The organism is Aquibacillus sediminis, from assembly GCF_005870085.1.
Classification (GTDB): Bacteria; Bacillota; Bacilli; order Bacillales; family Amphibacillaceae; genus Aquibacillus_E; species Aquibacillus_E sediminis.
Window position 1 is genome coordinate 111,575 of the sequence record NZ_SZNM01000004.1, and the last position, 18,135, is coordinate 129,709.

Consider the following 18,135-nt stretch of genomic DNA (forward strand, 5'->3'; position numbering starts at 1 on the left):
GGATGACGTATGAAATTATTGGGATAGCTGTATTGTGGTTATTTTTATTTGGTTATGTCATTGTCGCTTCAATTGATTTCGGTGCAGGTTTTTTCAATGCATATAGTGTTTGGACAAACAAACAACATATCCTAAGTCGTATTATTCAACGATATCTGTCCCCGGTTTGGGAAGTGACCAATGTCTTTTTAGTATTCTTCTTTGTTGGGATCGTTGGTTTCTTTCCTAAAACAGCATATTATTATGGAACGGCATTATTAGTACCTGCTAGTATTGCGATTGTCCTACTAGCGATACGTGGTTCGTATTATGCGTTTACGACATACGGGTCACTACGTCATAATGGTTGGACCTATTTATACGGCTTATCAGGATTATTTATCCCTGCATCCTTATCGATTGTCCTAACGATTTCAGAAGGTGGTTTTGTCAACGAACTTCCATCGGGGATCTCCCTTGATTACTGGAAACTGTTCACAAGCCCGTTAACCTGGAGTATCGTCGTATTAAGTCTAACATCTGTTTTGTATATTTCTGCGGTATTTTTGACTTGGTATGCTAACAAAGCAGGTGACCACCTAGCTACTAATTTATTAAGAAAATATGCACTTATTTGGTCTGTACCCGCAATTATTACAGCAACTGGGATCATCGTCGAGATGCGTACACATAACCCTATTCATTTCCAGCGGTTGGTAGATTTGTGGCCATTGTTTGGTATATCTTTTTTACTATTTATTAGTACCGTTTATTTAGTAGCAAAGCGCATGCGTTATGGGTTGGCATTCATTATGTTAGTAGGCCAATTTTTTGTTGCTTTTTTTGCTTACGGAATTTCTCATTATCCTTATTTGTTGTATCCGTATTTAACCATTTATGATAGCTTCACGAGTGAAGGGATGGCGGTTGCTTTAATTGTAGCATTCATAGCTGGTTTTTGTTTATTAGTCCCTTCCTTATATTTATTACTGAGATTATTTTTATTTAACAAAGATTATGTTCAAGGGAATCGCTAATGAAGATTATTAAAGGAGGAGGACTCCCTCATGAATGATTTTCTACATTTTTACGCACCATTTCTTGTCCTTTTTGCGTCAATTGCTGCGGCATTTTGGTTAGCATTAAAGGATTAATTGAAACGTTTATGATCACTTGCTCGTATAGTTGACAAATGGCAAAAAACCAGAGGAGAAATGGTTATGAATGAGTTGCAAAATAAAATAAAGGATTATGTCAGTTTATTCCATCAGTTAAGACGAGAACTAAAATGGAAATTGATGGATGATAACGTCAAAATGATGATTGCTGCCAGTTATGTAATTAATAAAAAAGGTTTTGACTTTCAACGGTTTAATCAGTTGAGTAATCATATTAAGGGAGAAGTAGGGATGTTTTCAACCTTAAAATCACATCAGCGTTTCACAACAGCTGCAATGTTAGATGTTCGCTATCAAGATCCAAAGAATAAGTTTTCTGAAATGATGGAGTTATATGATTTGTTAGTAAGTCACCGATTTAGTCGGGGTGCATTTACGTATATAGCAGCACTTGTACTACTTTCAAATCAAGAAATGGATCCTCAGACAGCTGTGAAAAAGGCGATGGAGATTTATAAGGCAATGAAAAAAGAACATGGAATTCTTACATCAAGTAGTGATTATCCATTAGTGGCGATGCTTGCAAATCACGAAAAAGGAGTGGAGGAATTAATTGAAAGGATGGAGTATTTCTATCATCAATTGCACGACAAAGGGTTGCGGAAAGGGAATGATCTACAGTTTTTAAGTCATATCTTATCGCTGGATACTTCAAACAATTCACAAGTATTAATGGATCGCTGCCAACAGATGATAGATGCATTCCGCATGCAGGGTGAAAAAATTAAACCGAAATTTTATCCTGAAGTAGGGATGCTTAGTTTGGTGAATCCTAGTGACGATGTTATCCGTGACATACTACAGGTGAAAGACCAATTGGATCAAGAGAAAAAATTAAAATGGCATAAAGATATGAATTTCAGAATGGCAGTTAATTTTGTTATTAGTACACACACAGAAGATAGTCAGTTGTTGGAAACAGGTATGGCTACAACAATCGAGACAATCCTCCAAGCACAACAGGCCGCACTTATTGCAACAATGGCCGGAACAACAGCTGCAGCATCGTCAAGTAGTGGGGGATCATGACCTTTTACATCCTAGCATTTGAATAAAATGAAAATTCCAACTTTCACTTAAAGTATTGTACTTTATCTAAAAATCGCTTATTATTTTTCCTTGCACATTTACCTGAAAGCGAGATGAAGTACAATGCCAAAGCATATTTGGTTATTAGTCATAGGTACCGCGATTAATGTCACGGCCGCCTCCTTTATTTGGCCATTAAATACCATTTACATGCACAATGAACTAGGAAAATCATTGGCTTTTGCAGGGTTGATTTTAATGTTTAATCAAGGGTTAGCGATTGTTGGTAATTTAATTGGTGGTACGTTATTTGATAAATTAGGCGGTTACAAAACGATTATAAGTGGTGCGCTTATTACAATGCTATCGGCCATTTTTCTTGCCGTATTTAATGATATTGTTTCTTATGCGATTGCTCTAATGTTTATTGGATTTGGCTCGGGTGTAACGATCCCTGCAGTTTATGCCATGGCGAGTTCGGTGTGGCCAGAAGGTGGCAGGCGAGCGTTCAATGCTATTTATGTAGCACAAAATCTAGGTGTTGCACTAGGAGCATCACTCGGTGGGTTTATTGCTGCATATTCCTTTTCCTATATTTTTATTGCTAATGGGGTATTATTTATTGTTTTCTTTTTATTTGCGTTTTTTGGTTACAAACAACTTGGAAAGAAAACCAATGCCCAAACTTATTCAACAGTTTTAGACCAAACCAAACCTATTAAAGATAAATCATCGTTTATTGCATTAATGATACTTAGTGTTGGTTTTTTGATTTGTTGGATTAGTTATGTCCAGTGGCAATCAACCATCGCACCATATACACAAGATTTAGGTATACCAATTAATCAGTATAGTTTACTTTGGACCGTGAACGGTGCACTAATTGTGTTAGGGCAACCATTATTAAAAATGGTAACCAAACGAATTGATCAACCAAAAATCCAAATTTATGTTGGAAATACGATTTTTATATTTGCATTTATTCAGTTATTATCGGCTGAAGTATTTACGGACTTTATGCTAGCAATGATCACGTTAACGATTGGGGAAATGTTTGTATGGCCGGCAGTTCCTACGCTCGCAAATGCTCTGGCACCAAAAGGTCGGGCAGGCTTTTACCAAGGATTTATTAATAGTGTTTCAACAGCAGGGAAAATGCTTGGACCGGTTTTTGGTGGGTTTATCGTAGACCAATATAATATCCATTTACTATTTATGATCATCATTGGCTTGTATATCATTCCTTATGTGTCGACCTACTTTTATACATGGCCAGTGACATCTAGAGTCACCGCAAAAAAACTAGCAAACTCACATTCTCCTTCTTGGTGGAAGGGAATGTGAGTTTTTTCATTCTAAATTTTGTGAATTGGATGTGATTAGCAAATCTTATTGACTTGACTTATTGACAATGCTAAATTATTTTTACCTATTATTGTAAGATGAGAATAAAATTATGAACAATCATATCGTTTTTTATTTCTTGTGATGGTAACGATATCATCCGCTCATCCTTTATTAGGGTGAGTTTTTTTGTTCATACTAATGATTGTCTATAAAGATAATAAAACAAAAAGGACGTATTTGATTAAATGGTTATCTTTAGTTTGGCTTTGTGAGTGGAGGGGTGAAATGAAATATTTTATTGTTATTATTGGGGCTATAATCATTGCATTTGCTTTTAATTTTTTTCTTGTCCCATATGGAATCTTAAGTAGTGGTGTGAGTGGAATTGCGATTTTATTGGGGTTAATTACACCGTTTGATGTGGGACTAATGAATTTTGTACTTAACTTACCATTAATTATTTTAGGTTTTGTGAAGCTAGGGAAGACAATCACCATCAATACAATCGGGTTTGTGATTGCTTTATCACTTTTTTTATACGTTTTTCCAGTGGTTGCAATTACTGATAACATCCTTCTTTCCACTATTTTTGGTGGAGTAATCAGTGGGATCGGGATTGGGTTATTATTGAAGTACTCAGGAACTTCAGGTGGTTTAGATATTTTAGCTATTATTATTTCGCGATCAAGCAATGTGAGTGTTGGACTGTTATTAACAGCGATGAATGGTGTGATTGTTGTTATTTCGGGAACGATCTTTGGTTGGGAAATTGCCCTTTATACCCTTTTATCGATTTATCTAACAGGTAAGTTGATTGATACAGTCCATACGAACCATATAAAATTAACCATGCAAATCGTCACAACCGAAGGCGAAGCAATACGTAATGAATTGCTCCGATCAGTATATCGCGGAATCACGATTACGGATGGTTATGGGGGTTATACCAATGAGTCGAAACAAATATTAATGATGGTTGTGACAAGGTATGAAACGATGCAAATTAAACAGATTGTTCGTGCTCATGATCAAAAAGCATTTATTAATATTTTCAAAACAGTAGAAGTAGATGGAGAATTTGCGAAAGACTAAACATATAATGAAAATGTTCAAATGAGTTATGATAATGGAAGGGCCTATCTTGTTTTTCTATAAACCCCCACTTAAAACATGAAACGGAGATGGATAAGCGGAAGTGATTTGTTGTTTTGGGTCGATTGGTTGGTAAAAACCCTACTGAGTGAAGTTTCACTTTATTGTAAAAGGAAAAGCAGTTAATCTTTGTTTAGGTTGATAACATTTTTTCTCAGCAACAGCTTTTAAAAAAGATTTGAAAGTTGGTGAAGCAATGCGTGAAATGGAACAGATAACGACATTGGAACAAATGGATCGTTTTATATCTAGTCAAAAAATGAGTTTTCTTTATTTATCAAGAACTCAATGTAGTGTTTGTCATGCGCTATTGCCACAAATAAAGGAGTTAATGTTGAATTATCCTGACATAAAGTTAGCGCATATTAATGTGGATGATGTCGAGGAGGTAGCTGGTCGACTGTCCATCTTTACGGTACCAGTATTAATTTTATATGTGGATGGTAAAGAACATTTACGTGAAGCCCGTTTTGTTCATGTTGATACATTGGATCAAAAAATAAATAAAATTTATCGTAATGTAACACAATGAAGAGTCAGTCCAGTTATTTTCACGGGTGGAGATGACAGGCTGTTTTTGTTAGGAAATTTTGTGAAGTGAAAATCTAAATAGTGGGGGCTTGCTTTTAGTTACATAAGGGATAAATTAATGGCTAGTACGGATACTAGAAGTGAGGTGAATGAAATGTATAAATTGTTATCACATAATGATCTAGATGGGGTTGGTTGCGGTATATTAGCAAAGATAGCCTTTGATAACCAAGTCCAAGTTCGTTATAACTCGATTGGAAGTCTTAATCGAGAAGTAGAATATTTTTTAGAAAATGATCAAAACGACACATTCTTGTTAATCACTGATTTATCGGTTAATGAAGAAAATGAGAAAAAGTTGCAAACATTTTATCAAGGCGGAGGAAAAGTGCAATTACTTGACCATCATAAAACCGCATTACATTTTAATGAATATGAATGGGGAAGTGTCAAGGTAGAAGATGAACAAAATAGGTTAACTTCAGCTACTTCTTTATTATATCAATATCTACTCTCAAACAATCATATAACCCCCTCCAAAGCTATCGATGAGTTTGTGGAATTGGTTAGACAATACGATACATGGGAGTGGGAGAGAAATAATAACCTACAAGCAAAACGGCTAAATACATTATTTTTTCTTATCTCCATTGATGAATTTGTAGACAAAATGATCAATAAACTAAGTAGTGATGAACATTTTGAATTTGACACTTTTGAAAAACAAATCCTCGAAATGGAGGAACAAAAAATTGAACGGTATATCAATAGAAAGAAGCGTCAAGTAACACAGGTGGAATTAAATAATAAATACGCAGGTGTGGTATATGCTGAATCCTATCATTCGGAACTTGGGAATGAACTGGGAAAGGAATATCCACATCTAGATTACATTGTCATCCTGAATATAAGCGGAAAACGTATGGGCTTTCGTACCATCCATGATGATGTAGATGTTTCAGAAATAGCTGGATATTATGGAGGTGGAGGGCATGAGAAAGCATCAGGTGCAACGATGACTGATGAAGCCTTTAAGCAGTTTGTTATCGAAACCTTCCAACAAGAACACCTAAGGGAAGATGCCAAACGGAACCGTTTCAATCAGAAACAGTCATCTTTTGGAACACTTTATAGAAATCAAAAGAATGACAAATTCTTAATCTACCCTACAAACGAGAAATGGAAGGTAGAAAGAAACAATCATGATATGGAACAGATTTATACGAACTTTGAGGATGCAGAAAGATTTTTGAAACGTAACGAACAGGTATGGATGGAACGGGATGATGCTTTTGTCCAATATTTAATGGAACAAGTGAAAGGGCAATAATAGGAGCCCTAACGCAAAACATTAGGAATGCAGTCGATATCTGCGGTTGCCCAGGAAATAGAACATAGCGTATAAAACGGAATTGGGACAATCTAATCTTTTTTGTATCCAGTGAATTGGATGTGTTCATATAGAGCAAATTTAAAAAAGTTGTCTGCATTGTATGATTTTTGTTAATTATCGATTAATTCCCAGGGGATCACGCTACAATAATAGGGCGTCCATACTTAGTTGGCTAACACTTTGGATTGCAAATTCGCTGATATTGATTCTATGCTACTCGTTACCTTAGATGACTTATCGATGACTTATCGATGACTTATCGATTAAATACAATAGATAAAAGTAAAGGTTATGCTGGATTTTTGGCATAACCTTTACTTCATTCTACTAATATTTTTGCCAGGCTGCACTAATAGTATGACTATTCCCTTTAGATTACTGTTTAACTAAGAGCTAATTTTGCCTCGTGAGATTACCATCCACGTTGGAAAGGTCCATTTGGAAAAGCTTCTTGACGATGGAACTAGATTTGCTTTTGATTAAAAATTCTAACATAACAAACGTAACTTTAGTGCTAGATAGTTTGACATGACTGTAATATTCATATAATGTTAGAATATTATACATGAAGAGTGTCTGTATTTTCTTGAAAAGCATATTAATAAGGTGTGACATAGCTTGTTCCTTATAGGGTTTATTAATTACTCGAATAAAGGGTGGATAGTATGAGTAACTTTCATTATCATGTTCAAAAAGTACCAAAGCATGTACAAAAGGAGTTAGAAAATATCCAAGAACTAATCCATCCAATCATAAAGAAACGATCGCTATATGTGTTACTTAGTATCCCGCTATTGATCGTATCCGTTTTTAATATTATCTTTTTATTATTTTTTACAGATTACAACCAGCAAATCTTTGCTTTACTGATTGTTTATGGGTTGTTAGGAGCTATTGGTTTAGCACTTAGAAAAGAAAGTAAATATAAAAAGGAACAAATCAAACAATTATCGAATCAATATATGATCGAACGAATAAAAAAAAGCCATATCCTTTCTGAACAACGGAAACAGGATTATACTCAGAAGATTAAGCAACATCCAATCGCAGCATTTACTCATTTTGTTCAGTTTTTGTCTGAAGAAGAAAATAAAAGCAATTGGTATGAGTAAGATATATTTGTCCCGCTACAACCGCCCGTAGGACTTCCACTTCATAACAGGATAGGAAACGAAATTGTTTAAGTGGGAGTAAACTTCCACTTTTACCCCCTCGATTTGTTCAAGGGCCTGCGGGTCTCCCTTGTGGTACTAGCACTCAGTGGTGGAAGAGCAAAAAAACATTGAGTGAAGTTTCATTTTTTACCAAAAATTTTATAGCTTTTTAGTTTTATAACGTTTATAGTAGAATGTGTTATTAATCTAATAAATAGTTAACTGTATTCACTAGTACGATCTTGTATTAACAAACAAAAGGAAGGTAGTCTATGTCAGAACAGGGAATTACTCGCATCAACTTAGATGGAAAGGAAATGATTCTAATCGGAACTGCACACGTTTCCAAACAAAGTGCAGAACAAGTAAAACAAGTCATTGAAGCAGAGAATCCAGATGCTGTTTGTATTGAACTTGATGAACAACGTTATCAATCGATTGTTAGTGGAAATCAGTGGAAAGACATGGATATATTTAAGGTGATAAAAGAAAAGAAAGCCACATTACTATTAATGAACCTTGCTATTTCTTCTTTCCAACGACGAATGGCCAAACAATTTGGAATTAATGCTGGTCAAGAAATGATCCAAGGGATGGAATCAGCTAAAGAAGTTGATGCAGAATTAGTACTTGCAGATCGTAACATTCAAATTACGTTTGCTCGAATATGGCATGGAGTCGGTTTTTGGGGGAAAGTGAAACTGCTTATGCAAATTATATTTAGTATTTTTAGTAATGAAACCATCACAGAAGAAGAAATGGAAAAAATGAAATCTCAAGATATGCTAGATTCCATGCTAGATGAATTGACTGTCAGCTTTCCTAGGCTGAAAAAGCCATTAATCGATGAACGTGACCAATATTTAGCTCAAAAAATTAAACAGGCTCAAGGTGACAAAGTTGTTGCTGTATTAGGGGCTGCTCATGTACCTGGGATTACTAAAGAAATATATAAAGACCATGATTTAAACGAATTAAACCAAGTTCCACCGAAATCGAAACTGCCTAAGGTAATTGGGTGGGCAATCCCCCTTATAATCGTTTCGATTATCGCTTATACTTTTTTTGTGAATCCATCAGCAGGCTGGCAACAAACGCTTAGTTGGATCTTATGGAATGGTTCTTTTTCTGCAGTTGCGACAGCAATTGCTCTAGGTCATCCGCTTTCGATTTTAACAGCATTTTTAGCCGCGCCATTAACATCTTTAAACCCTTTAATCGCTGCTGGCTGGTTTGCGGGTATAGTACAGGCTTTAGTAAGACGACCAAATGTTGCTGACTTTGAAAATCTTGCAGAAGATGTCCATCATGTAAAGGGATTCTGGAATAACAAAGTAACGCGAATATTATTAATCGTTGTGCTGGCTAACATTGGAAGTTCATTAGGTACTTTCATTGGGGGAGCGGATGTTCTTCGACTATTCTTTGAAAATATATAAACAGAAGGAAAGAGGATGTTCTTTATATAGGACATCCTCTTTTCCATTATGATAAAACTGAATCTTAATTGAAAAAGAAACGTATACTTTATTATTGTAGCCATTTATCCAATATAATCATTTCTAGAATTGTTCGAATAATGATAAAATGAGATAGAACTTCATCGAGGGGGAATAAACATGAATAAACAGCTTAATCGGCCGAAGGGATTTGGAGAAATTCTTGATACGACATTTCGTTTAGCAAAAAGTCATTTTTCAAACTTCTTTATGATATTACTAATTTTAGTTGGACCAGTTTATCTTTTACAAGCATTAATAAACTTAGCTTCAGGTACTAACTTTTTAAGGCAAGTTGGTAGTGGTGGAGGGAATTGGTTTGAGCAAGTTACCACTAGTTTTGCTGATGATCCAGCCGCATCTACGAGTCTAGCTGCAGAATTTGGGACGATGGTATTAGGTTTTTTTAGTATCATTTTATTAGCAATCGCACAGGTATCGATTTTATATGCGGTGAATGACATAAAAAAAGGAGAAACCTTTACAGTTAAAGGTGTCATTAAAAAAGCGTTTTCCAGGTTTTGGCCTATTGTTGGTAGTAGCATCGTTGTCATGTTGATGGTGTTTGGGATGGTGGTTATACCAATCATTATGATTACGATTGCAGCTGTTACAGGTTCGTTTTTACACGCTGCTGTGGGTTTTATCATTGCAATTCCATTGTTAATAGGCTTAGTGATTACGATTGGTTTGTTATTTACACGTTGGAGTTTCTTTCTTGCGAGTGTAGCATTTGATGGAGCTGCACCGGGATTAGGGAAAAGTTGGAGCCTTACCCATAAGCGAACATGGTTCTTATTTGGATTGTATCTTGTCCTTGCTATTATTATTGGAATCATTAGTGTTGCTGTGGAAGTACCGGTTATGCTTGTGTTGGGAAATAGTGTATTGTATACGATTATATTAAATATCGTTTCTTTGTTTACGTCGATGATCTTTGCAGTTGGTTATGCAGTGATGTATTTTGATGTTAAAGTACGAAATGATGCAGGTGATTTAAAAGAAATGATGGCTGATTATCAGGATCAAAACAAAGGATAGAAATATAGATTAAGTTTGCGAGAGAATGTTGGTGAAAAAAGAATGGTTGAAATGAATCGTGCTAGGGATGAATTAGAACAGATACTTGATCAACGTGAATATCAAATCTATTATCAGGATGATCGCAACTTCATTCAAATATGGTGGGATAATGCTAAAAGCTGGCTAGTAGATATACTGAATAACTGGTTTGATTCCTTAGAGCAATCGACAACTTTTGCCCAAGGTATTCTAGTTATTGTCACTATTATAGTTTTGTTAGGTGTAATCATTGCTGGCATTATTGGGGTTCGTACCATCGGACGAAAGCGAAGTTTCTATGATCATCAAGCCTTACATTCGATTGGTCAGAAAGAATGGACATATAAAGACCATTTAACAGAGGCGGATAAGCAAGAAAATTTACAACAATATATTGTTGCTATTAGACACTTATTTGTAGCATTATTACTTTATCTAGATGAGAAGCAATTCATTGAAGCCCAAAATACAAAAACGAATAAGGAATATTATGAAGAGATCCGTGGTATTGACCAAAAAAAGGCGGAACATTTTTTTCGTATTGCCTTGGTTTTCGATCAAGTAACATATGGAAAACAAATCATTGAAAAAAAAGCATTCGTTCGTTATCGAAATACGATTAGGAGCTGGATCGAACAACAGGATTATGATTCTTGAGAGGGGGAGGGCAATTGAAAGTAATGAATAAGTATAGGGCATGGATGTGGCTAGCTAGCTTTCTAATTGTGTTTCTAGTTGTTAGTTTACTAGTTAGCTCACCACAACCTAAGGAATATCCCGATTATGCGTCTGACTCACCCTCTCCTACTGGCGTAAAAGGGTTATACACTTATCTAGATGATGTAAGTAGATGGTCCTCTTCCCCTGAATTGTTGGCAACACTTGGCAACAATCAGCTGTTGGTCATGGTGGAACCGTATTTTATACCTGAAACACCTGAAATGAAGGCATACATGGATTTTATCGAAACTGGAAACACGATTCTATTATTACATTCGAACCCTAAAGGTATGTTTGATATCGATACCAGTTATATAATGGAACAAGCAATTGAGCCAACAGTAGTATTTAATAAGGTTGGGGAAAAATATGATGCAGAAGTCGATTCATTCGTCCGTTTAAAAACAAAAGATAGGGATGAATCATTGCTATATGATGATCGAGGTACAATTGCATTAAAACGATCCTATGGTGAAGGGGCTTTGATTGTTGCTAATACACCAAAATGGGTGACGAATGAGGAGCTATTAAACCAAGACCACCTATCACTTGTTCAATTATTACTTCAACTCGGCACTAATACTGGCGAAAATATTTTGTTTGATGAATATATCCACGGAGCTAAAAACACCTCTAATCTAACAACATTGTACCCACGTTGGTTATTAGTACTGGGATTGCAATGTATATTGCTAACCTTCATATGGCTATGGTATCGGGGGAAAAGGTTCGGTCCTATCTTTATAGCAAGAGAGGAAACCGTTCGTTTTAATGATGAACGTCTTAAAGCACTAGCGGCTTGGTATCAACGTGGCAAAAGGTATCATGATTCACTTGTCATTCAAGCCGATTATCTTAAAATGTTGTTACAGGGACGCTTTGGAACCCCTCAACACATGCATTGGCAAGAGATAGCAGATTACATACAACACCATCAACCAACAATAGTTAACAAAGAGACAAAGGAAGTTTTGAATGGGTTAGGAAGTCTGCTCGAACGTAAGGAAGTCAGTAAACAAGAGTATTTATTATGGTCAAAAAGGATCGATCGTTTGCAAAGAAAGGTGGAACAGGATGAACGGTGAAGTAACAAATTTATTAGATACATATGAACAACGGATTAGAGGACAACAGACAAATATAAAGTTATTACTTGCTTCCGTTTTAGCTGGTGGTCATGTATTAATTGAGGGAGTGCCTGGTACTGGTAAAACGCAAATGGTGCGAACGCTTGCCAATCTATTTGGTGGAGCGTTCAATCGGATTCAATTTACACCAGACTTACTCCCTAGTGATATAACAGGTAGTACGATTTATAATATGAAAGAAAGTACTTTTCAAACATTAAAGGGACCTATTTTTACAAATATATTGCTAGCAGACGAAATCAATCGTACCCCTGCCAAAACCCAAGCGGCTTTGTTAGAGGCGATGGAGGAACAACAAGTAACGATTCAAGGGGAGACCTATCCATTAGCCGATGTGTTTTTTGTGGTGGCGACGCAAAACCCTGTCGAGTATGAAGGGACCTATCCATTACCTGAAGCACAACAGGATCGATTTCTATTTAAATTGCATGTTGATTTTCCATCTTTAGAAGAAGAAACGATCGTGTTAAAACAAGTGATGACGGGTAGTTTTGGTGAAAAGAATAATCTAGAACCTGTGATGGATTTAGAGACATTTAAAAATTGTAGGCAACAAGTAGAACAAGTGACATTAAGTGATGATATTTTAGACTACGTCATGCAAGTGGTAAGAAAAACTAGAGAAACCGAATCGATTCGGTTTGGTGCAAGTACAAGAGCGGCGATTTCGATTGCGCGAGCAGCTCGTGCTTGGGCATATATTGAAGGAAGAGAATATGCCACCCCAGATGATATTAAAGTTGTTGCAAAACCAGCATTACGTCATCGTATTCAACTATCACCACAGATGGAATTGGAGGGATCGACGGTTGACCAAATCATTGAAGAACTTGTGGGAGCGATTCCTATTCCGAGATAGAGGAATCCTTCCAACGAAGCGGTTTATCACATTATTTTTGATTGTCTCAGCTGCATTGGTATTATTAGCAATAACAGGTATTTCTTGGTTTAATCTAGTGGTCGTAAACGTAACTTTTATGGTAGTTAGTTTGATAGATATTTTTCAATCACCGAAACAACAACAACTAACCTTTAAAAGGTCAATTCCTGAGGAAATGGAACGTGGATTAAGCTATGAAGTTGATATCGAAGTCCTTAATACATCGATCAAATCGTTTCAATTTCGAATAGTCGATGAAATACCACAATCATTTCAACGATCATTTCCGATTCATGGGATTGTTGCGGCTCAAGGTAAAACCGTTGTATCCTACCAAATAACCGCACCTGTTCGAGGGAAATATACAATGAATAAATTATATGTTCGCTATCGAAGCAATTTCGGATTATGGGAAAAACAGGTCACAATTAAGATAAAAGATGTTGTAAAAGTTATCCCCGATTTAACAGAGACAAGGCATTATCTAGAAAATGCGCAACGGTTTCTGCTAGAGGAAGGCAATCATATTCGTAAGCAACAGAGTAATGTGGGAGAATTTGCGAAAATTCGTAACTATGTTGTTGGAGATGACCCTAGGAAAATAAATTGGCGCCAAACTGCAAAATTACATCAGGTAATGACCAATGAGTACGAACCAGAACACGGGAAATATGTTACCATTTTAATTGATTGTGGGCGGATGATGGGAGCGGAATTAAAAACGGGTAATCGATTAGAAAAAGTGTTAGAAGCATGCATAACAGTTGCAGCAGCAGCATTGAGAAAAGGGGACTATGTTGCAGTTCTTGCTTTTTCAAAAGACATTCATGCTTACGTCGCGCCAGCAAAAGGCATGGACCACCTGCAAAAAATAATGAAAACAATTTATCATGTACAAGTTGATGCAAGTGAGTCCAATTATGCTCAAGTATTTTACTATTTACAAACCGTACAAAACAAAAGGAGTCTCGTTTTATTATTTAGTGATGTCGGAACTTTTTTACATGAGGAAAGTGGACTTTTGCAGCTGAAAAGATTACGACAAAAGCACTTATTTTTTATCGTTGGTATAGAGGATGAGTCACTTGTACAACATGCAAAAAATAGTCCAGAGACGACAAATCAAGCAATGGTAAAAAGTATTGCCCAACAACAACTACTCGTAAAGCAACGAGAAAAGCATAAATGGGAACAACAAGGATTACTGATGATGGAAGTTAGAGAAGAACGGCTGGCGACGGCAGCCGTTTCTCAATATATTGATTTTATCAATCGTGGGTTGTTGTAACAACCTGCTTCTGGCGTCTAGATGAGAAACTACCGATGATAACATAAACCACCAAACCAACCACAGTCAGTAAGGCAACAAAATACTTTGTTTCCAATGAAAGCGATGCTGGTGTAATAAACCCTTCAATTATACCAGCTATGATAAATAAGGGGAGCGTACCTAGAAGTAATTGTACAGATCGCTTTGCTTGTGTCTTCAATTGATAGATTCTGGAATAAACGCCAGGAACAAATAGCTTATATCCCATTAACAGACCAGCGCCACCTGCAATAAAGATAGCAGTTAATTCAATCATGCCATGAGGAACAATGTATGCCCAGAAATCATAGGACATATCATAATGCCAATACAAACCGGCCAATGCACCAACTAATAAACCATTATAAACTAATAAATAAACGGTTAATAACCCAAATGTTATTCCACCAGCGAAGGCAAGGATTGCCACTTGAATATTGTTCGTCATGATGTAAGCAGACATTGCAGATGAATCAACCGATCCATTGTTTTGTCCTAATTGTTCAGGATCCACCTCTTGTGCCATTTCCGTTGATAGAATTGAATAGACATGAAGTGGATCATTGATCACAGCTAAATAACTTGCAACTCCCCCAAATAAAAACAAGATCATCGCAATCAAAACAAATTTCCATTGGTGTTGCAGTAATTCAATAAATGTCACTTGAAAGAAATGGCGTATTTGCTTGAAACTCGAAACTTGATCCTTGTAAAGTAAATTATGAGCTTTTGCTACTAACCCATTAAGGTAATCTGTTACCTCTTCGTTGGAAAAGTAAGTTTGGCAATAGGATAAATGTTGGGAAGTCTTTTGGTAGAGTCGATGAAATTCATCAATCTCTGTACCCGTAAAACGTTTGTTTTTATGTAAAGCGGTGATTAAGTGTTCTAGTTGTTTCCAATCGTGACGATGTTTTTTCACAAATTGGTTAATTTTCATTGCTTGCACCTTCTTTTTGTATAAAAGTATGTCATCTTTCTATTATTATAGTTAACTTCAGAACGATTAGAAACTAATTTGAAGAAATTTATAAAGAAATGAGGTTTCACTCAGTGAATCAGGAACATGTGAAAATCCAAACACCCGAGTATGTAGCGTTGCAATTTAAACCTGCAGGATTAGGGAGCCGAGCATCAGCTTTTATTATTGATCAATCAATCATTATGGTTACTAATATTCTTTTTTTTATGGTGATTTTTTTGGCTGGGAGGGGGGTTGAAAGTTTTTCTTCCACAAATGCTTCCCCTTGGATCTTAGCATTAATCATTCTCGTCTTCTTTCTTATTAACTGGGGATATTTCTTTGTGTTAGAGTATTTTTTTGGCGGTAGAACGGTTGGCAAACGATGGATTGGTATTCGAGTTATTCAGGATAATGGACATAGCATTACATTACTTTCTAGTCTAATTCGCAATTTGTTAAGAATTATTGATTCATTACCATCTGCTTACTTTTTAGGTATCATAATGATTTTCTTTCATTCTAAACATAAACGATTAGGAGACTTAGTCGCAGGTACGATCGTTGTGTATGAACGTAAAGCACATTCAGGAACTACTACATCAATTATTCAAGAGATGGAAGATCGAGGACTTTCAAAGCAGGATCTTACCATTGATGATTGGACGTTAAGGTCGTTCGGCCAAGAAGAGTGGAAACTACTAAAAACTTATACAGAACGTTTTTTACAGTTACCATATATCGAACGAAGAGAGGTAACGAAACAATTGGCTAGCCTGTTGTTTCCAAAGTTAGGTTATGAACAAGGTAACAAGACAAATGAAGAAGTAGAAAATATATTATTAACACTTTACCTTTTTTTAAAAGAAGAATGGGAATATGAACTTTAATTTAACATAAACATCCATAAAATGGGATGGATGGTTTCCGTGGAGTGGTAGTTATGAAGGAACATTATTATGAAAAGTTATTAAACATAAAAACGACAGGAATCCAAAAAGAAGATAATGAGGTGGTTCATTATTACCCATATGAATCAACTCCATATCAAGCAATAGAGGTATTATGTGATAACATTGAAATAAACAGCAAAGATGTTATTGTTGATTTTGGTTGTGGAAAAGGTCGCCTGAATTTTTATTTGAATTATTTCTTTCATGCAACAACAATCGGAATTGAGATGGATGAGTCCTATTACGATGAAGCGCTAAAAAATAAATACCGGTATTTAACAAGGCATCGGCAGAAACAACATTCAATTCGTTTTGAATGTTGTTTAGCCGAAAAGTATAATATTAGCCCTTTTGATAACTTGTTTTATTTTTTTAATCCCTTCTCTATTCAAATTTTTATGCGAGTTATTCAAAATATTGTGTTATCTGTTGAGAAAAACAAACGGGAGATTAAGTTACTATTATATTATGCCTCAGAGGATTACATCATGTTTTTAGAATATCAAACAGCTTTTGAAATGGAAAAAGAAATCATTATTCCCTATTTAAATGATAAAGATTCTTCAGAGCGTTTTTTAATATATCGATTATCTTTCTAACATTGTTTTGTCTAGTGGGGAGGAAGAGTGTTATTTAAGTGATTAATAAATCAAGGCTATTTTTAAATAGGTGCAACGTAGATAAAAAAATGGACTAAAGATAGTTCACTGGAAGATATAAATGCCTTTTTCGGATCCGATGTCAATATTGCAGTTTCTTTAGAGAACTTATAGGAGTTTTAAATATGTTGACTACGTTGAGGTTCGCTCGTGAAGTAAAAAAATATTAACTACGCGTTTTATCTTCACACTTTCTCCACAAATTAGTGATAGACTTATGAAGTAATATAACAATAAATATTTTTGAGGTGATTGAATATGAGAAGAAAAAAAGTAATATTAGCACTTGTAGCTATTACCACAGCTATTATACTATCTGCTTGTGGTGGAACTGATGAAGCAGATCCAGTTGAAGAAGAAAATCAAGTTGACGAATCCACTCCTAATGAGGAAGATAGCCAAAATGAAGAAGGCGCTGAACAAGAACACTCTGAAACGGACCATTCAGATATGGATCATTCAGGTTCAAGTGAAGTTCCGACAGGTCTAAAAGAAGAGGAAAACCCTAAATATGAGGTTGGAAGTAAAGCGATAATTACGGAAGCGCATATGGAAGGGATGGAAGAAGCAGAGGCAACAATCGTTGGTGCTTATGATACATATGTTTACACGATTTCTTATACACCAACGACAGGTGGAGAGAGAATTACCGACCACAAGTGGGTAATTCATGAAGAGTTCCCAGAAATTGGAGATGAACCATTAGAACCAGGGGAAGAAGCAGTTACGGATGCATCCCATATGACAGGAATGGAAGGAGCTACAGTAGAAATTGATTCAGTCGAGGAAACAACCGTTTATATGATTGATTTTACACCAACAACAGGTGGAGAAGAAGTAACAAATCATAAGTGGGTAACAGAAAGTGAATTATCACCTATTCAAGAATAACCGTTTTGATTCTGTTATTTCTTATTCAAATAAACGACTTTTTATTGAAGTAAGAGTTTGAAAAAAGCATAAATACAATAAAGAGGATCGTCGATTGCGGCGATCTTTCTTTATAACCAATGACTTTTTTGTATTTTTTATAACAATTTTATTAGCAGAAAACCCTAAATAATTCGTTGTTAAAATTGGAACATGTTGCCAAAATACGAAAACTAATTTCACGCATTTTTGAATTTCACTCCATTAAAGACCCAAAAATTAAGTTAACACTGTTTATGAAACCAACAGCA

Annotated in this window: 18 protein-coding genes; 17 read left to right on the forward strand and 1 reads right to left on the reverse strand. The window is 35.7% G+C overall.

Features of this window, described 5'->3' with window-relative positions:
• Positions 1–2 precede the first annotated feature (2 nt).
• From FCI53_RS05760 to FCI53_RS05820, 14 genes are all read left to right on the forward strand, one after another.
• Positions 3–1,016, forward strand: a complete 1,014-nt coding sequence (locus FCI53_RS05760; protein WP_138416749.1) for a cytochrome d ubiquinol oxidase subunit II — start codon at positions 3–5, stop codon at positions 1,014–1,016.
• Between the two features lie 30 nt (positions 1,017–1,046).
• Positions 1,047–1,133 (forward strand): cytochrome bd oxidase small subunit CydS family protein, encoded by an 87-nt coding sequence (gene cydS, locus FCI53_RS22175; RefSeq protein ID WP_425457157.1) that lies wholly within the window; start codon positions 1,047–1,049, stop codon positions 1,131–1,133.
• 66 nt (positions 1,134–1,199) lie between these two features.
• On the forward strand, positions 1,200–2,186 hold the full coding sequence (locus FCI53_RS05765; protein WP_171038080.1) for a DUF4003 family protein: 987 nt from the start codon (positions 1,200–1,202) through the stop codon (positions 2,184–2,186).
• A gap of 123 nt (positions 2,187–2,309) precedes the next feature.
• Positions 2,310–3,530 carry an MDR family MFS transporter gene (locus tag FCI53_RS05770; protein WP_138416753.1) on the forward strand — a complete coding sequence of 407 codons (1,221 nt, stop codon included), beginning with the start codon at positions 2,310–2,312 and terminating at the stop codon, positions 3,528–3,530.
• 288 nt (positions 3,531–3,818) lie between these two features.
• Positions 3,819–4,625 (forward strand): YitT family protein, encoded by an 807-nt coding sequence (locus tag FCI53_RS05775; protein WP_138416755.1) that lies wholly within the window; start codon positions 3,819–3,821, stop codon positions 4,623–4,625.
• 256 nt (positions 4,626–4,881) lie between these two features.
• A complete protein-coding gene (locus FCI53_RS05780) occupies positions 4,882–5,217 on the forward strand; it encodes a thioredoxin family protein (protein ID WP_138416756.1) in 336 nt (111 codons plus the stop codon).
• A gap of 153 nt (positions 5,218–5,370) precedes the next feature.
• Positions 5,371–6,546, forward strand: coding sequence for a DHH family phosphoesterase (locus tag FCI53_RS05785; protein WP_138417219.1), 1,176 nt, complete (start codon positions 5,371–5,373; stop codon positions 6,544–6,546).
• A 728-nt stretch (positions 6,547–7,274) separates the two neighbouring features.
• The gene (locus FCI53_RS05790) at positions 7,275–7,721 is read left to right on the forward strand and encodes a DUF5392 family protein (RefSeq protein WP_138416758.1); all 447 of its coding nucleotides are present in this window, start codon (positions 7,275–7,277) and stop codon (positions 7,719–7,721) included.
• Positions 7,722–8,035: 314 nt separating this feature from the next.
• Positions 8,036–9,202 (forward strand): TraB/GumN family protein, encoded by a 1,167-nt coding sequence (locus FCI53_RS05795; RefSeq protein ID WP_138416761.1) that lies wholly within the window; start codon positions 8,036–8,038, stop codon positions 9,200–9,202.
• 180 nt (positions 9,203–9,382) lie between these two features.
• Positions 9,383–10,303 (forward strand): hypothetical protein, encoded by a 921-nt coding sequence (locus tag FCI53_RS05800; RefSeq protein WP_138416763.1) that lies wholly within the window; start codon positions 9,383–9,385, stop codon positions 10,301–10,303.
• Positions 10,304–10,345: 42 nt separating this feature from the next.
• The gene (locus FCI53_RS05805; RefSeq protein WP_138416765.1) at positions 10,346–10,981 is read left to right on the forward strand and encodes a DUF4129 domain-containing protein; all 636 of its coding nucleotides are present in this window, start codon (positions 10,346–10,348) and stop codon (positions 10,979–10,981) included.
• Between the two features lie 23 nt (positions 10,982–11,004).
• The gene (locus FCI53_RS05810) at positions 11,005–12,129 is read left to right on the forward strand and encodes a DUF4350 domain-containing protein (RefSeq protein WP_138416767.1); all 1,125 of its coding nucleotides are present in this window, start codon (positions 11,005–11,007) and stop codon (positions 12,127–12,129) included.
• The gene (locus FCI53_RS05815; RefSeq protein ID WP_138416769.1) at positions 12,119–13,051 is read left to right on the forward strand and encodes an AAA family ATPase; all 933 of its coding nucleotides are present in this window, start codon (positions 12,119–12,121) and stop codon (positions 13,049–13,051) included. The genes FCI53_RS05810 and FCI53_RS05815 overlap by 11 nt, the downstream gene beginning before the upstream one ends.
• The gene (locus tag FCI53_RS05820) at positions 13,002–14,360 is read left to right on the forward strand and encodes a DUF58 domain-containing protein (RefSeq protein ID WP_138416771.1); all 1,359 of its coding nucleotides are present in this window, start codon (positions 13,002–13,004) and stop codon (positions 14,358–14,360) included. Before FCI53_RS05815 ends, FCI53_RS05820 begins: the two co-directional genes overlap by 50 nt.
• Here FCI53_RS05820 and FCI53_RS05825 read toward each other — a convergent pair.
• The gene (locus FCI53_RS05825) at positions 14,341–15,321 is read right to left on the reverse strand and encodes a stage II sporulation protein M (RefSeq protein ID WP_138416773.1); all 981 of its coding nucleotides are present in this window, start codon (positions 15,319–15,321) and stop codon (positions 14,341–14,343) included. The genes FCI53_RS05820 and FCI53_RS05825 overlap by 20 nt on opposite strands.
• Before the next feature lie 113 nt (positions 15,322–15,434).
• Between FCI53_RS05825 and FCI53_RS05830 the strand changes: the two genes are divergently transcribed.
• The 3 genes from FCI53_RS05830 to FCI53_RS05840 all read left to right on the forward strand — a co-directional run bounded on the left by FCI53_RS05830 (position 15,435) and on the right by FCI53_RS05840 (position 17,845).
• Complete coding sequence (locus FCI53_RS05830) at positions 15,435–16,232, forward strand: RDD family protein (RefSeq protein ID WP_138416775.1); 798 nt, start codon at positions 15,435–15,437, stop codon at positions 16,230–16,232.
• Positions 16,233–16,285: 53 nt separating this feature from the next.
• A complete protein-coding gene (locus FCI53_RS05835) occupies positions 16,286–16,894 on the forward strand; it encodes a methyltransferase (protein ID WP_138416777.1) in 609 nt (202 codons plus the stop codon).
• Positions 16,895–17,212: 318 nt separating this feature from the next.
• Positions 17,213–17,845, forward strand: a complete 633-nt coding sequence (locus FCI53_RS05840) for a YdhK family protein (RefSeq protein WP_138416779.1) — start codon at positions 17,213–17,215, stop codon at positions 17,843–17,845.
• Positions 17,846–18,135 lie beyond the last annotated feature (290 nt).

Excerpts from the sequence above, each read along its gene's own strand:
- FCI53_RS05760 (WP_138416749.1), top strand. The coding sequence starts at position 3 with ATGACGTATGAAATTATTGGGATAGCTGTATTGTGGTTATTTTTATTT.
- cydS (WP_425457157.1), top strand. The coding sequence starts at position 1,047 with ATGAATGATTTTCTACATTTTTACGCACCATTTCTTGTCCTTTTTGCG.
- FCI53_RS05765 (WP_171038080.1), top strand. The coding sequence starts at position 1,200 with ATGAATGAGTTGCAAAATAAAATAAAGGATTATGTCAGTTTATTCCAT.
- FCI53_RS05770 (WP_138416753.1), top strand. The coding sequence starts at position 2,310 with ATGCCAAAGCATATTTGGTTATTAGTCATAGGTACCGCGATTAATGTC.
- FCI53_RS05775 (WP_138416755.1), top strand. The coding sequence starts at position 3,819 with ATGAAATATTTTATTGTTATTATTGGGGCTATAATCATTGCATTTGCT.
- FCI53_RS05780 (WP_138416756.1), top strand. The coding sequence starts at position 4,882 with ATGCGTGAAATGGAACAGATAACGACATTGGAACAAATGGATCGTTTT.
- FCI53_RS05785 (WP_138417219.1), top strand. The coding sequence starts at position 5,371 with ATGTATAAATTGTTATCACATAATGATCTAGATGGGGTTGGTTGCGGT.
- FCI53_RS05790 (WP_138416758.1), top strand. The coding sequence starts at position 7,275 with ATGAGTAACTTTCATTATCATGTTCAAAAAGTACCAAAGCATGTACAA.
- FCI53_RS05795 (WP_138416761.1), top strand. The coding sequence starts at position 8,036 with ATGTCAGAACAGGGAATTACTCGCATCAACTTAGATGGAAAGGAAATG.
- FCI53_RS05800 (WP_138416763.1), top strand. The coding sequence starts at position 9,383 with ATGAATAAACAGCTTAATCGGCCGAAGGGATTTGGAGAAATTCTTGAT.
- FCI53_RS05805 (WP_138416765.1), top strand. The coding sequence starts at position 10,346 with ATGGTTGAAATGAATCGTGCTAGGGATGAATTAGAACAGATACTTGAT.
- FCI53_RS05810 (WP_138416767.1), top strand. The coding sequence starts at position 11,005 with ATGAATAAGTATAGGGCATGGATGTGGCTAGCTAGCTTTCTAATTGTG.
- FCI53_RS05815 (WP_138416769.1), top strand. The coding sequence starts at position 12,119 with ATGAACGGTGAAGTAACAAATTTATTAGATACATATGAACAACGGATT.
- FCI53_RS05825 (WP_138416773.1), bottom strand. The coding sequence starts at position 15,321 with ATGAAAATTAACCAATTTGTGAAAAAACATCGTCACGATTGGAAACAA.
- FCI53_RS05835 (WP_138416777.1), top strand. The coding sequence starts at position 16,286 with ATGAAGGAACATTATTATGAAAAGTTATTAAACATAAAAACGACAGGA.
- FCI53_RS05840 (WP_138416779.1), top strand. The coding sequence starts at position 17,213 with ATGAGAAGAAAAAAAGTAATATTAGCACTTGTAGCTATTACCACAGCT.